This window comes from Corynebacterium sp. HMSC074C01 (genome assembly GCF_001814605.1).
Taxonomy (GTDB): Bacteria; Actinomycetota; Actinomycetes; order Mycobacteriales; family Mycobacteriaceae; genus Corynebacterium.
Genome location: NZ_KV817287.1, coordinates 1 through 13,908 on the forward strand (window position 1 = coordinate 1; position 13,908 = coordinate 13,908).

Annotated in this window: 14 protein-coding genes; 6 read left to right on the plus strand and 8 right to left on the minus strand. The window is 60.9% G+C overall.

Going from position 1 to position 13,908, the window contains the following annotated elements; genetic code table 11:
• The first annotated feature begins 197 nt into the window (after nt 1–197).
• Entirely contained in the window at nt 198–725 is a 528-nt protein-coding gene (locus tag HMPREF2978_RS08610; protein ID WP_070745028.1) for a CPBP family intramembrane glutamic endopeptidase, read from the plus strand.
• A 71-nt stretch (nt 726–796) separates the two neighbouring features.
• Here HMPREF2978_RS08610 and HMPREF2978_RS08615 read toward each other — a convergent pair whose 3' ends face one another.
• The 4 genes from HMPREF2978_RS08615 to HMPREF2978_RS08630 are packed head-to-tail and all read right to left on the minus strand — an operon-like array spanning nt 797 to nt 6,345.
• Nucleotides 797–1,924 carry an aminotransferase class I/II-fold pyridoxal phosphate-dependent enzyme gene (locus HMPREF2978_RS08615; RefSeq protein WP_070745030.1) on the minus strand — a complete coding sequence of 376 codons (1,128 nt, stop codon included), beginning with the start codon at nt 1,922–1,924 and terminating at the stop codon, nt 797–799.
• Nucleotides 1,925–2,563 (minus strand): DUF3239 domain-containing protein, encoded by a 639-nt coding sequence (locus HMPREF2978_RS08620; RefSeq protein ID WP_070745032.1) that lies wholly within the window; start codon nt 2,561–2,563, stop codon nt 1,925–1,927. It lies immediately after the preceding gene.
• A gap of 4 nt (nt 2,564–2,567) precedes the next feature.
• Nucleotides 2,568–4,205, minus strand: a complete 1,638-nt coding sequence (locus HMPREF2978_RS08625; protein ID WP_070745033.1) for a DNA repair helicase XPB — start codon at nt 4,203–4,205, stop codon at nt 2,568–2,570.
• 37 nt (nt 4,206–4,242) lie between these two features.
• Entirely contained in the window at nt 4,243–6,345 is a 2,103-nt protein-coding gene (locus HMPREF2978_RS08630; RefSeq protein ID WP_070745035.1) for a helicase-associated domain-containing protein, read from the minus strand.
• 93 nt (nt 6,346–6,438) lie between these two features.
• Here HMPREF2978_RS08630 and HMPREF2978_RS08635 point away from each other — a divergent pair, with 93 nt between their 5' ends.
• Entirely contained in the window at nt 6,439–6,624 is a 186-nt protein-coding gene (locus HMPREF2978_RS08635) for a hypothetical protein (protein ID WP_010187772.1), read from the plus strand.
• A 125-nt stretch (nt 6,625–6,749) separates the two neighbouring features.
• Here the strand turns inward: HMPREF2978_RS08635 and HMPREF2978_RS08640 are convergent, their stop codons facing one another.
• Nucleotides 6,750–7,352 (minus strand): TetR/AcrR family transcriptional regulator, encoded by a 603-nt coding sequence (locus HMPREF2978_RS08640; protein WP_246818753.1) that lies wholly within the window; start codon nt 7,350–7,352, stop codon nt 6,750–6,752.
• A 111-nt stretch (nt 7,353–7,463) separates the two neighbouring features.
• On the opposite strand from HMPREF2978_RS08640, the gene HMPREF2978_RS08645 reads away from it, so the two are divergent.
• Nucleotides 7,464–8,420 carry an SNG1 family protein gene (locus HMPREF2978_RS08645; RefSeq protein WP_246818752.1) on the plus strand — a complete coding sequence of 319 codons (957 nt, stop codon included), beginning with the start codon at nt 7,464–7,466 and terminating at the stop codon, nt 8,418–8,420.
• Between the two features lie 107 nt (nt 8,421–8,527).
• On the opposite strand, the gene HMPREF2978_RS08650 is transcribed toward HMPREF2978_RS08645, so the two are convergent.
• On the minus strand, nt 8,528–9,166 hold the full coding sequence (locus HMPREF2978_RS08650; protein ID WP_070745041.1) for a resuscitation-promoting factor Rpf1 domain-containing protein: 639 nt from the start codon (nt 9,164–9,166) through the stop codon (nt 8,528–8,530).
• Between the two features lie 527 nt (nt 9,167–9,693).
• On the opposite strand from HMPREF2978_RS08650, the gene HMPREF2978_RS08655 reads away from it, so the two are divergent.
• A complete protein-coding gene (locus HMPREF2978_RS08655) occupies nt 9,694–10,074 on the plus strand; it encodes a cold-shock protein (RefSeq protein ID WP_070745043.1) in 381 nt (126 codons plus the stop codon).
• 163 nt (nt 10,075–10,237) lie between these two features.
• On the opposite strand, the gene HMPREF2978_RS08660 is transcribed toward HMPREF2978_RS08655, so the two are convergent.
• Both HMPREF2978_RS08660 and HMPREF2978_RS08665 read right to left on the minus strand, forming a co-directional pair.
• Nucleotides 10,238–10,819 carry a DUF2771 domain-containing protein gene (locus HMPREF2978_RS08660; RefSeq protein WP_070745045.1) on the minus strand — a complete coding sequence of 194 codons (582 nt, stop codon included), beginning with the start codon at nt 10,817–10,819 and terminating at the stop codon, nt 10,238–10,240.
• A gap of 11 nt (nt 10,820–10,830) precedes the next feature.
• Nucleotides 10,831–11,682 carry a glutaminyl-peptide cyclotransferase gene (locus HMPREF2978_RS08665; protein WP_070745070.1) on the minus strand — a complete coding sequence of 284 codons (852 nt, stop codon included), beginning with the start codon at nt 11,680–11,682 and terminating at the stop codon, nt 10,831–10,833.
• 65 nt (nt 11,683–11,747) lie between these two features.
• Here HMPREF2978_RS08665 and HMPREF2978_RS08670 point away from each other — a divergent pair, with 65 nt between their 5' ends.
• Both HMPREF2978_RS08670 and HMPREF2978_RS08675 read left to right on the plus strand, forming a co-directional pair.
• Nucleotides 11,748–12,377, plus strand: a complete 630-nt coding sequence (locus HMPREF2978_RS08670) for a DUF3027 domain-containing protein (protein WP_246818754.1) — start codon at nt 11,748–11,750, stop codon at nt 12,375–12,377.
• A 124-nt stretch (nt 12,378–12,501) separates the two neighbouring features.
• Entirely contained in the window at nt 12,502–13,905 is a 1,404-nt protein-coding gene (locus HMPREF2978_RS08675) for an NCS2 family permease (protein WP_070745050.1), read from the plus strand.
• Nucleotides 13,906–13,908 lie beyond the last annotated feature (3 nt).

Consider the following 13,908-nt stretch of genomic DNA (forward strand, 5'->3'; position numbering starts at 1 on the left):
CCCCGACGTGTCTACTTTCCGGGGGTCAGGCCCAGCCGTGCTAGCGCCGAAGTCGGCTCTTAGCTCTTAGCGCCCAGAGCGGTATGAGTTACCCCACCGCTGTTGGGCCGTTGTCCTCGCATGCGAATCCTACAATTGAAGTCGGGAGAACTTTATGGCAACGTCGTTTCGCCCATTCACGGTAAAGGAAAAGAAATATGATTGAATTTCTTTTATTCCTCTGGCCCTCAGTGCTCTATATTTTTTTCCGGCGAAAGTCACTTGGGGTGTCCCGTGCCCGGGCACATGTGGGGTTGCGATGGGGAAGCTGGCAAGCGGCAGGGTTAAGCCTCGTTTTGTTCCCTGTGCTGCTAGGAATTGGTTACCTTGGTATCCGTCTCGTGCCGACAGCTAGTCTTACCCTCCCAGGTGTCGTTCTCGTCCAAGGGGTAAGTGGTGCCGCGATTCTTAGAGCCGTAGGCGAGGAGATTTTCTTCCGAGGATTCCTCGGCGGCTTGTTTCTTCGACGCTGGGGACTATGGGGTGGGAACACACTTCAGGCCGCTCTTTTTCTCGTGCCTCACCTCGTGCTATTGAGTGTTGATGTGCATCTGTGGCCGATACTTCCCGTTCAGTTCCTCAGTGGCTGGATACTTGGCGCGGTGAGATATCGTTCGGGCAGCATCATTGAGTGCTCAATTCTACATGCTGCCGTTAATGTTGGGATTGGACTGCTGGCGGGTTAAGTGAAGGATTGCGTTCGTGTGCTCGGGGCGATTAATGGTCAACTCTGAGCACAAAGCTCTGTGCCGCAGGTCTATCTTTCGTCCGTTAGGCGTCGCACGGCCTCCCGGATGACCTCAGGGCGCTTGCAGAAAGCAAAGCGCACCTTGTACTTCCACGGCTCGGGATTGTCCGTGAAAGCGGCTAGCGGGATGGCGGCCACGCCCTTCGTTTCGGGCAGCTGCATGCAGAAGTCGATGCCGTTTAAACCGGTAGAGGAGATATCGGCAACCACATAGTAAGTGCCGCCGGTGTCATGTACATGGAATCCCAGCTGCTTGAGACCTTCCACTAGGATGCTGCGGCACTCTGCAAGTTCAGCCACCATGCCGTCTAGCCATTCTTGTTCATAACGCAGGGCATGGGCCACGGCCGGCTGGAAGGGCGTGGTGGAGACGAAGGTGGTGAATTGCTTGGCTTTGATGACGCCGTCGAGAAGCTTAGGCTCCGCAATGGCCCAGCCGGTCTTCCACCCGGTGCAGTTGAAGGATTTGGCGGCAGATGACACGGTGACGGTGCGCGCGGCCATCCCCGGCAGGGAGGCGATGCTGACGTGGTCGGTGCCGAAGGTGAGGTTTTCATAGACCTCATCGGCGAGAACCAGCAGGTCCCTTTCCACGCAGAGCTTGGCGAGCTCGGTGAGTGCTTCGCGGGAGAAGACCGAGCCGGTCGGGTTGTGCGGGGTGTTGATGATGACCATGGCGGTTTTATCGGTCACGGCTGCACGCACCGCATCGACGTCGATATCCCAGCTATTGCCGGATTCCTTCAAGGGGACGGGGATGCGGGTGGCGTCGGCAAGCGCGATGGCAGCGGCATAGGCATCGTAGTAGGGCTCGAGGACAATGACCTCGTGGCCCGGTTCTACCAAGCCGAGCACCGTGGCGGTAATCGCTTCGGTAGCGCCGGCGGTGACCACGACGTGGTCCTGGGGTACGGAGTAGGTCTCCGCGATGGCGCTGAGCAACACCGGGACCCCGCGCAGGGGAGCGTATTGGTTGTTGCCACCGGCGATGTTTTCCTGGGCGATCTCCAGCATGCGCTGCGGGCCGTCGCTATCGGGGAAACCCTGGCCTAGGTTCACCGCGCTATTCTCCACGGCAAGCGCGGTCATGGTGGCGAAGATGGTTTCGCCGAATTCTTGTAGTCTCTCGACAGTCATTTACAGCACCAACAAATCGTATTTCGTAGCTTTTACATCGGTCAGACGTTTGCGGGCGCGCTCGAGGCGCTGCCACTGGTCTTCCGGAATGGATTTGCGGGCAATCGTCACGGTCTCCGCATCCGGGGTACCCCAGGCAATCGGCATGGGGGTGATTTGCTGCCAGTGGTCTTGATCGCCGCTGCTGCGCTGACCGGAGACCGCGGCCACCGGAACCTTGGTTCCCACGGTGCGCTTAATGCCCGGGATATTGGTGACCGTGCGCAGGCAGGCGCCCCAGCGCGGCGGAGCCTTCGGGTCCACGTTGGTATTCACCAGCGCCATGAGGACCATGTCGCGCTCGTTGACCTCTGCGACGACGGCGGGGGCTAACGGATAGGAATCATAGAGTTTCTGAGCCGAGCCGACCTTGCTTGAGGCCAAGACGCCGATGACGGCGCAAAAGATTCCGAAGAGCACTATGCCCAGCGCTAGTGTGATGCGCCAGACGGCCTCCATGCCGAAGTAGACGGCAATGCCGCCGATGATAATTAAAAGGCCCATGATGAGTCCGGAATTGCGCAGGCGCGCGGAATCACGCAGGAGCTCATTGTTCTTCTTGGCAAAGTCTTCGTTGACTTCAAACTTGAAAATCTTCATCAGCTCACAAGTCTACTTCGTCCACCAGCCGGTAGGCATAACCTTGCTCGGCCAAAAAGCGCTGGCGGTGCATGGCATATTCCGCATCAATCGATTCACGCGCCACGAGAGTGTAGAACGTGGCTTCCTGCCCGTTCTTTTTCGGGCGCAGTAGGCGGCCTAGGCGCTGGGCCTCCTCCTGGCGGGAGCCGAAGGTACCGGAGACTTGGATGGCCAGGGCGGCTTCGGGCAGGTCAATGGAGAAGTTGGCCACCTTGGACACCACGAGGGTGTCCAGGTTGCCTTCCCGGAATTGTTGGAAGAGCTTTTCGCGTTTGGCGGTGGAAGTCTTGCCGTCAATGACCGGTGCGTTGAGGTGCTCACCGAGCTCCTCCAGCTGGTCCACGTAAGCGCCAATGATGAGTGCCTGCTGACCTTCATGTTTCTTCAGCAGCTTGTCGACGGCCCGCAGCTTCGCGCCTGCCGACGCCGCAATCCGGTAGCGCTCCCGCGCTTGTGCCGTGGCATAAAGCAGGCGTTCCTCCTGCGTCATGTCGACGCGCACCTCGACGCAGTCCGCGGTGGCGATATAGCCGGCGGATTCCAGCTCCTTCCACGGCGCGTCATAGCGCTTGGGCCCGATGAGCGAAAAGACATCGCCCTCGCGGCCATCCTCGCGGATGAGGGTGGCGGTCAGGCCTAAGCGACGGCGCGATTGGAGGTCGGAGGTCATGCGGAAGACTGGGGCAGGCAAGAGGTGGACTTCGTCGTAGATGATAAGGCCCCAGTCATGGGAATCGAAGAGCTCGAGTGCCCGGTATTCGCCCTTGGTCTTGCGGGTGACCACTTGGTAAGTGGCGATGGTAATCGGCTTGATCTCTTTCTTTTCACCCGAGTACTCACCAATTTCCTCCGGCGTGAGGCTGGTGCGGCGCAGTAGTTCATCGCGCCATTGGCGCCCGGCCACGGTGTTGGTCACCAGGATGAGCGTGGTGGCCTGTGCTTTGGCCATGGCGGCAGCACCCACGATGGTTTTGCCCGCGCCACAGGGCAGGACCACGATGCCGGAGCCACCAGACCAGAAAGAATCGGCGGCATACTGCTGATAATCGCGTAAGCTCCAGTCCACCTCCTCCGTGCTCAGCGCGATGGGGTGGGATTCACCATCGACGTAGCCGGCGCGGTCATCGGCGGGCCAGCTGGCCTTGAGCAGCTCCTGCTTGAGCCGCCCGCGCGCGGAGGGTGGTACGGCGATGGTGTTGTCATCAATGCGCGGGCCCAGAAGTTCGCTGACCTTCTTGGTGCGCGTGAGCTCCTCCAGGATGACAGGCTCGTCCGATGCGAGGATGAGACCGTGGGCCGGATGTGCCAGCAGGCGCACGCGGCCGTAGCGCGACATGGTCTCGGCGACGTCGATCAGCAGCGCCTGCGGCACCGGGAAGCGGGAGTAGTTCTCCAGAACGTCGACGACTTGCTCGGCATCATGCCCGGCGGCGCGGGCATTCCATAAGGCGAGCGGGGTGATTCGGTAGGTGTGGATGTGCTCGGGCGCGCGCTCCAGCTCAGCAAAAGGTGCGAGCGCTGCGCGAGCCTCGTCGGCCTGCGGGTGATCCACCTCGAGGAGGACGGTCTTGTCCGATTGGACGATGAGTGGTCCGGGCATATCTAGGGCCTTTCTACTCTGGGCGTCAGGGAAGGAATCAATCCCTGTCGGCGAAGCGGACGGAGGAAATGCGGTGAACTGGGAAGCGCACGGGTTTGCCCGCTGCGCCTAGGGCATCAATGTAGCCGCCTTCCACAGACAATGGCTTCACAGTCACGGTGCGCAGCTCGCCGCTTTTATCGGCATAGGAGATCACGATATCGGCGTGGAAGCGCGCGGCGGCGCGGGCTAGAGTGAGCGGATCCGGTTCCTCCTCCTGGTGTGCGCTGGGATTCTGTGCTGATTGCCGCAAGGCCTGCACGGCTTCATCCACCGAGGCGGGCTCGCGCTTGCGGGGCTTCGTGCGTGGCGTGGGCAAAAGGTAAGGCTCGGGCGCGACGGTAAGGGAGGCGCCGGATTCATCCTCCGCAGTGGGGGAGAGCCCCTTGGCGCGCAGCTTCTCCAATAGCTCGCCCACGCGCAGCTGAGATACCGCGACGGTGGGCGCGAGCAGGCGCAGACCGGCAACGGATGCGACGGCAAGCTCCAGGAGCGCGGGGTCCTCGCTGCGCAGATAGGACAGTGCTGGCCCGCTGCGGAGGGTGCCATGGCGCTTGGCGACGTCCCCGATGGCAAAGCCCAATGCCTGCGGCACGCCTGTCGGGGAGTGCGCTTCCAAAAAGTCGATCATTTCCTGCGCGGTGAGCCCCTGGTCCATGCCGCGGCGAATAGTGGCCTCACTGATGCGGTACACACTGGCTAGGCCTGGGGATTCGAGGTCCGCCAGGGAAGTCAGGGTGCGGTGTGTGCCTGGTTCAAGGGGGCCGGGAACGAGGACGGTGAGGTCTTGCTGGATGATGAATTCGCTGACCGTTTCGGGGACGAGTGTGGCGGCTGCGGCGGAATCACCCAGCACGCGGGTAGCCTTGCCCAGCGCTATAGCACCGATCCATTCGGCTTCGGCGCGCAGTTGCTCAATGGTCACCGTGCGCGTGTGGCTGGCAAAGAGTGGGGATCGAAAGCGCAACTCTTCCCAGAACTCATCGTCATTCAGCGCGACTGCGGAGTGTGCATAGACGCCGAGAACGAAAGCGCGGAAGCGCGGCAGGCGGCGCACGAGGCTATCCTCCGCGAGCACCCGGGTCTCAGCCCAGCTGGCCCAGGGGGAGGTACGCCAGGCGTCGAGAAGAATGCGCCACTTCTCCCCGGGGTCGGCCTCGAGCCAGTCCTGGGAGCCGGTGGTAGGCGCGAGGAAGTGGCCCTCTAAGCCATCCGGCTCACCCCGGTGGAGAAGCCTAGCGTGGTGGCCCAAGCAGATGAGCCGCGCGACCTCCTCCTTTTCCAGAGCGAGATCCTTGGCCAGCTGGTTGAGTGGGCGAACGCCGACCGAAGAATCCTTGAGCAGAGTTACCGGATGACTGCCGAGCAACTCGAGGAGCCTTTCCATGCCACGCACGGCTTCGAGGCCAGCTGCGGCACCGGCGTCGTCAGCCCTGGCATCCGGCTCCGGGGTGCCCGCGCGCCCCGAGGGGGTGGTGGGAATGGGCGGGGTGGTATCACCAGCCAGCAGGCGGGCGAGCGAGTGCGGCAAGCGCACAGAGTGCGCGTTGATACGCTCCAGAAAACCTTTGGCCAGCAGGCGCTTGGCGGGATCCTCGGAGTTGATGTCCGGCTCGGTGTCGGTGGTATAGCCCATGCCGTCGCTTTTGCTTAAAGCATCAAGGACTCGGCGCTCCTCGGGGGCAAGCGCGGCTAGATCCTTCTCATCGAACTCTACTTGGTTGCGCAACGACCAGCCGGTGGGAAGTGAGCCCATCACGGCGGTGACGATGCGCACCTGTGGGGCGTCACCAAAGACGAGACCGCGCTCCTTGAGCTGCTTCGTGATTGCAGGGTTGGTGTCTTCCACCATGGCTATTTCGCCGCCGCGTTGTGCGATGTCCTCCAAAGTAGCTAGTTGCTCGGCATTGCTTGCCGCTAAGGCATCCGCGACGTGCATCGGAAGTGTCAGGCGCGAGGCCAACGCATCAAAGTCCTTCGGTGCGGGTGAGAGAACATCACTGCGGTTGCTGAGCAGGGCGCGCAGGTCCTTGTCAGGCAACTGGCTGAGCCACTCGCGGTAGCTCTCGGTAACGCGGGCGCGGTGTGAAGGGGAGGTCATAATGGCCCTCAAGCTTAGTAGGCGGGGGAGGTATGGGGCCCTCGTTAAGTGAATAAGTTACTTTTTGCCGCGGGGTTTGGAATAATAAGAAGCATGTCGAATGAGAACAAAGGCTTCGTATCCCCGGCTTGGCCGAAGAACAGCCCCCGCGAGCACGCTATTACTGAACTTACTGCACCTTTTGCTGGTGCTTCCAGCCCGTACGGTGACGACCTGATTTTGCCGATGCCGGCAGAAAAGCTCAACTACGTTCACCCGTACACCCGCATCAACCGCTAAGTAGGCGCGCAGAAATCTGCGCTTCACTGAGCAGATGTGCCGAGCCTTGGCGGCTCGCTTTCAGCCCCTCCGAGAATGTTCTCCTCGGTGGGGCTATACGTGTTTGTAATGTACTTGCGCCTCAACTAGTTGGCACGGGCTTGGGCTTTAAGGCCGTCGAGCAGCGTATCGATGAGCTGGGCTTGTATACCTGATAGGTAGTCGGCGCTCACTGGTGTTCTGGGCAGCGGGCGGGTGATGAGACCGATGCCGATGTGAAGCTCGAGCGGGGTGAGGGACTCGGGGCAGAGACCTGCTTGTCGCGCGGGTTCGATAATCGGTTGGTAGATCGACTTCAGTTCAGCTTTGCGCTGGGCAGCGATCTCCTGCACGTCATCGTCTGAGAATGAGGCAGTATTCACCTCGGCTGCCACTGCTTGAACAACCGCGGCGAAGTTAAGGCTGGCGATCCGATGAATAATATCGCGCCAGGTGCCTTCGGGATCCTCGTCGAAACCTTGTAGGTGGCTGTCCACCTCTTCTTTGATGTGTGCTACCTCCGCGCCGGTGACGGCATCGAGGAGGGAGAGCCGTTCGGGGAAGTGGCGTGAGACCGTGGCGACGCCCACGCCGGCTTTCTTGGCGATGGAGCGCATGGACACGCCCGGTCCCTCGCTGATGAGCAGCTGCCTGGCTGCTGCGACGATGGCTTGCTTGTTTTCTGCTGCGTCTTGTCTCACAGCTTGCATCATACCAAACGGAGCACTATGCTCCACTTTGTAAGTGAAACACCCTGTTCCATTTGGAGGTTAGAAGTGTCAGCGGTGAAAAGTCAGGAAGGAAAGCAGCCATCGGTTGCTGTGAAATCGATAGTTGCCATTGTGGGGATCCCCGTCGTCATCGGCCTTATGCTGTGGGCGTTTTTGGCGCCCATCTTTGCGTCGGGTCCGGCTGGCGTTCCGGTTGCCATTTCGGCGCCGGAGCCCATGCTCGAAGGCATCTCGCAGAAGATTGAGAGTGCGGCGGGGGATGAGGCCCCGGAGATCGTCGTGAAGCACAGCGAGGCCGAGGTGCGCGACGCGGTGCTGCAGCGTGAAGCTGTTGGTGGACTGGTCATCTCCCCGCAGGGCGCGAGTGAGTTCACCGCTGCGGGAAATGGTGCTCCCTACGTGACGATGATTGATGGCCTCGCTGGCCAGCTTGAAGCACAAGGAATGTCCGTGGAGAAGCAGGAGCTGGCGCCGACGACGAAGGAGGACCCGCAGGCGAGCGGTATCGCACTGCTGGGCCTGCCGCTGGCCTTTGGCGGGATTATTTCCGCTGTTATTGCCACCTTTGCATTTCGTGGCAAGAAATGGGTCAAGCTGGGGGTGCTCGTTGGTATTGCGCTTTTCGGCGGGCTCGTTGCTACGTGGATGCTGCACTCCGTCTATGGAACCCTCGGTGGCAGCTTCGCTGCCGAGTGGATGGCTATCGCTGCGGGCATCCTTGCGACGTCTGCGGTGACTGCAGGCCTTGCGGGGGTGATGGGTGCCGCGGGTATTGGAATCGGTGCCGTGCTGACTATCTTCTTAGCGAACCCGCTGTCGGGTCTGGCAACCGGCCCGTGGCTGCTGCCTGCCGGGTGGTCGACGTTGGGGCAGTGGATGCCCATCGGCGCGACGGGTCACCTAGTCCGCTCGCTGTCCTTCTTTGATGGGCAAGGCTTCGGCCATGCGTGGTGGTCGCTGGGGCTGTGGATTGTTGTTGGCCTAGTGTTGCTGGCCTGTGATCGGTCGCGCGCTAAGGAACGCGTTGCTGTTGAGGAAAAGGCTTAGTCAAAACTAAAAGAAGCTGGATGGAGGAAACCATCCAGCCTTTCTTTATGTAGTTAAAAGCTTTGCTTCGATGTGCCGTGCCGTGCTTGCACGGCACGGCACGCTGCTTAGCGTGCAGCCAGAAACTGCGCCAGCGGGTCGATGACGTGGCGGTTCGCGGAGTAGAAGGCGTTGAAGTTGTGGCGGTTAGCCTTGTACTGCTCGGTGAAGGAAGCCGGGATGGTCAGGCCGTACTGGGTAGCGGTGTCCTCGATGAGGGTGTAGAGGGCGTCGGAAGCCAGCTCATCGGTCGGCTGCTCGGCAGCCTTCTGAACAGCCTGCGGTGCCTCGGCTGGAGCCTGCGGCGCAGCCGGCGCCGGAGCGGCGTTGACGTTGCGCGGGGTCGGGGCAGAGTTCAGGCCCAGGCTAGCGGAGCAAGCCGGCCATGCGCCCCAGCCCTGCTGAGCCAGGGTGCGCTCGGCAACAGCGATCTGCTGCTCGCGGGTAGCCAGGTTAGCGGTCGGAGCGAACTCGCCGCCGCCGAAGGCCTGCCAGGTCTGAGCGCTGAACTGCAGACCGCCGTGGTAGCCGTTGCCGGTGTTGATGGCCCAGTTGCCGCCGGACTCGCACTGTGCGAGGCGGTCCCAATCAGAATCCGGTGCAGCGGCAGCGTTCGGAGCCATGATGGCTGCGGCAGCGCCGACGGCAACGGTGGAAGCGGCAAACTTGGTTGCGATGGACTTGTTCTTAGCGGAGTGGCGTCCCATTAAAGTATTCCTTCTCTAGGTTGTTCTTGCTTTCTCGCGCCCAGATGATGCCCAGTCCGGCATGTAGTTTTGCAATTGATGTTCATGTTCATGCACATCATGTATGGCCGCCGTGTGGAAGCCCGGACTGTGTCTGGGGCGAGACTTCCACGGCCGGCGGCCGAAGTGCCTGTGGGAAAGAGTAGCGGTTTATAACGAAACAGTCACGTTAAATGCTCTAAAACGGTAACGAAAGTATCGATTCTCTTATGTTTCCCCTGTTCGCGCCGCGAATGTTAGCTATATCACATATGTAACGGGTGTGGTTGCTGGGGTGATATCTAGCGTGGGGTTTTCTGATGGGGTGGACCAGGGTTAAGCTATATCTCTTTATAAGTTCCACGGATAGTTTCTCCGCGCGGCCGCTTGAATTCTGATCACGCTTCGCCGCGCTTCCTCGTTCCAGAATTCCGGAGCCTATAGGTCTGATACTTGGTAGCGCCTAAGCTTTGAAAGAGGAGAGACGGAAAGAAAGTGAGTGAAGAACCATGCCTATCGGCAAAGTGAAGTGGTATGACGCTGACAAGGGCTTCGGCTTTGTCAGCAACCCCGGCGATGAAGACGTCTACGTTGGCCGCAATGTGCTGCCCAAGGGCGTTGATGAGCTGTTCCCAGGCCAGCGCATCGACTTTGACTTCGCTGCTGGCCGCCGCGGCCCGCAGGCGCTGCGCGTGAAGGTGCTGGATGCTCCGCGCCGACGCACCCCGGCCCGCAAGCCGGAAGAGCTGGCGAGCATGCTCTCCGACGTCATGACACTCCTTGAGACCCAGGTGCAACCTGTGCTGAGCCAGGGGCGCTACCCAGAGCGCAAGACCGGCCGTCAGGTGGCTGAGATTCTGCGCGCTATTGCCAAGGACTTGGATAGCTAAGCGCCTAGAGGCTTAGGTCTAAACCTACAAAAGGGTCTAAACCTGCAAAAGTGCCCTAGTTGCCAAAAGTTGGGCTGATTTTTCAATGATCAGTCCGAAGTTTGGCAACTAGGGCACTTTGTCGTTTGTGCAGGCGCGTGGGGCAGCGCGCGCCGCAGCGCTGCTACTTCTCAGCCGGAGCTTCGCCCGTGGCCTTGGACTCCTTGAGCTCTTCATCAGTCATGGTGGACAGTGACCATACCGTGTGCATCGGGGTCTCCTCGCCGTTGGCATCCTGGCCAATCATGAGGGTAGAGATTTCTACCACCATCAGCTGGGGGCGCTCGCCGGTGGAGGCCTCAATCGGCGGCACGGAGCCGGGGATCTCCAGTGAGGTGGTTTCGTTGGCGCCGTGAGCGGTGCTGTCATTGGCGGCCGGGTCATCATAGATGGACAGCACGGACCATTCGTGGTTGTAGATAGCCTCGGGGATCTCCAACTTCAGCGTGTCATCGGGGCCCACTGTGAGGTTTGGCACCTCACCTTCCTCGCAGTCGGCGCCGGGCTCGCACACGCTATAGGGCGCGACCTCCAGTGTCTCATCACTTACCGTGGCTGTGATGGTGACGTCTTTCGGGTCGGGACCCGGGCGGTCATTCCACCACTTTTGGAACATCACCACCGCCACGACAATGACTGCCACGGCGATAATGAGCGCCAGAAATTGCAGCAGTGACTTCTTCCTTGCTTGCTTCACGGTAGCCATGGCTGAAAATCCTACTCGAAGCGCACCCGGTACAGCTCATTCCATAGCTTGCCGGTGATCCAGAACTCGTCTGTGCTCGGGATATGGGCAATGCCGTTGAGGACCGCGTTGGGATCTGCAGAGGGAACGTGGTTGAGGTTCGCGGTATCAATGACCGCAGTGACCACGCCAGATTCCGGGTCGATGTGCAGGATATCCTCGCTCATCCAGACATTGGCATAGACTGCGCCATCGACGCACTCAAGTTCATTGAGGTTGTCCACGGGGGAGCCGTCGAGGGTGACCTCGGTGCGTGGGCCGAGCTCCTCGAAGGTTACTGGGTCGAGATGGCGCAGTGCGGCGGAACCATCGGACATGATGAGCTCGGAACCCGCGTTGCACAGGCCCCAGCCCTCGCCGTCAAAGCTAGCGCGGTCCAGTTCCTCGAAGGTGACGGAATCCCGCAGGAAAGCTGTCCCGGATTTCCACGTCAGCTGCCAGATGCCGGCGTCGGTCTGAGTGATACCCTCGCCGAAGAATGAGCTCTCGAGCGCGATTTCTTCCGACGGGGTTTGCGCCCCCGGCTCAAGGCGCAGCAATCGAGACTTCCCTTTCAGTCCAGTGCCGATCAGCAGGTTGCCGGCGGGGTCGACCTCCAAGCCTTGGGTGAAGGTATCGGGAGGCAGCGGCGCGGTGTCGAGGACGGTGACGCCGAGGCGCTCTGGGGAGCTTGCGCTTGGCGACGCCCCACCCGTCCCCGTAGACGAGGAAGCGTCCTCGCGCGCGGGGTGAGAAGAGCATGACGCTAAGGGCGCGAGCAGTGTGGCAGCGGAGAGGGCAGCAGCAAGCGCGCGGAGGGCGCGGGCGGTGTGGGGGAGAGGCATGACTGTCATTGTGCACTATGGCGCGGTACGTGATTAATAATGGGAGAGTGACTCGCAAGAAAAAGATGCATTCCCCGCTTCTCGATTCGACGGCTGTCAACCTGGCGCGCCGGGCCGTGGAAGAGGTAGGTGAGGGGGACGTCGGCAAGCACCGCGGCGTTGCCGGTGTGGGCCGCAACGTGGCCACCCACCGCTTTGATGCGCACGTGCCGGGCTATCCGGGATGGGAATGGCACGCCGTCGTTGCCTGCGCGGAAGGCTCGCGCACCCCGACCGTCAATGAGGTCGCGCTCGTTCCCGGCGGCCAGGCCCTTCAGGCACCGGAATGGGTTCCTTATTCCGAGCGCCTGCGCCCAGGAGACCTTGGCCCTGGCGACCTCATGCCGCCCGCGCCCGATGACGACAGGCTGGAGGAAGGGAAGCTCTCCGAGATCGGCCTCAAGGGGGCCAAGGAACGCTGGCGCAAGAAGTACGGCCCGAATTCGGATATGGCATCCCAAGCCCAGCTGCAGTGCAAAACGTGTGCTTTTTATCTAGAGCTGGTGCCTAATTATGGCGTCTGTGCTAATGAATACTCGGCGGATGGAAAAGTGGTGCACGCCACCTATGGGTGTGGTGCGCACTCCGGCACGACCATTCGTGAAGAGGGATCGGAGCAGGAGCGCCCCTTCGATGACGAGAGACCTATCTACTAAATCGTGGTCTTCTCCCCGCACGCAGCAGCGATGCCGCGTGCGGGTTTTGCTTTTTAGTGCCTCGATGGAGCACCCTTAGCAGGTAAAACTTCATTTCTCTAGATAGAAGGGGCGCTCTCTCACGATGAACGCAGCTATCGATCGCTATTTCAAGATTTCCGAACGCGGATCCACCGTAGGAACCGAGGTCCGCGCCGGCGTGGTCTCGTTCTTCGCGATGGCCTACATCATTCTCCTCAACCCTCTCATCCTGGGTACCTCCGCCGACTCCGCCGGCACCACCCTGGGCATCCCGCAGGTCGCCGCTGCCACCGCGCTGGTGGCCGGTGTTATGACCATCGCCTTCGGCATGATTGCTCGCTACCCGTTCGCCATGGCTGCGGGCTTGGGCATGAATACCTTCGTGGCCGTGACTATGGTTTCCCTCAACGGCCTGGAATGGCGCGAGGCCATGGGCCTCGTCGTCATTGAAGGCATCATCATCGTCCTACTGGCCATCTCTGGCTTCCGCCAGGCGGTCTTTGACGCCATCCCGGCCTCCATGAAAGCCGCGATGGGCGTGGGTATTGGTATGTTCATCGCGCTCATCGGTTTCGTGGATGGTCACTTTGTTACCCGCGTGCCGGATGCTGCGATGACTACTGTTCCGGTGAGCCTGGGCGTGAACGGCTCGATCGCTACGTGGCCGGCCTTCGTCTTCGTCGTGGGCCTGATCCTCTCCGCCTTCTTCGTCATCCGCCAAGTCCGCGGTGGTCTCTTCATCGGTATCGTCATCACCACCATCATCGCCATGATCATTCAGGCCTTTACAGGTTCCGAGGACTGGGGCATGGCCACCCCGGAGGTACCTAGCTCCCTGGGCGGCCTGCCGGACCTGTCGATTGTGGGCCAGGTGGATCCGATTAGCGCCTTCACCAAGCTGGGCGTGGTCTCCACCGTCTTGCTCATCTTCACGCTGCTGCTCACCAACTTCTTCGATGCCATGGGCACCATGAACGGCCTGGGCAAGCAGGCCAACCTCGTAGACGAGAAGGGCAACCTTCCGGAGATGAAGACGGCCCTGGTGGTGGAAGGCTTTGGTGCCGTTGCTGGTGGTGCCGGCTCGGTGTCCTCCAACACCGTGTTCGCGGACTCGGCAGCTGGTATCGGTGACGGTGCCCGCACCGGCCTGGCTAACGTTGTCACCGGCATCATCTTCCTGCTGGCCATGTTCCTCACCCCGCTCTACGAGATTGTGCCCATTGAGGCAGCGGCCCCTGTCCTCGTCATCGTCGGCGTGATGATGGCGGCACAGCTCAAGGACATCGAGTGGAACCGCATGGAGGATGCTATCCCGGCCTTCCTCACCATCGTGGTAATGCCTTTTACCTACTCCATCGCCAACGGTATTGGCGTGGGCTTCATCGCTTATGCACTGATGGCTACCTTCGCCGGCAAGGCCAAGAAGGTCCACTGGATCATGTGGCTCGTGGCCGCTCTCTTCGTGGTCTACTTCGCCATGGATCCCATCAGCTCGCTGTTGGCATAGCCC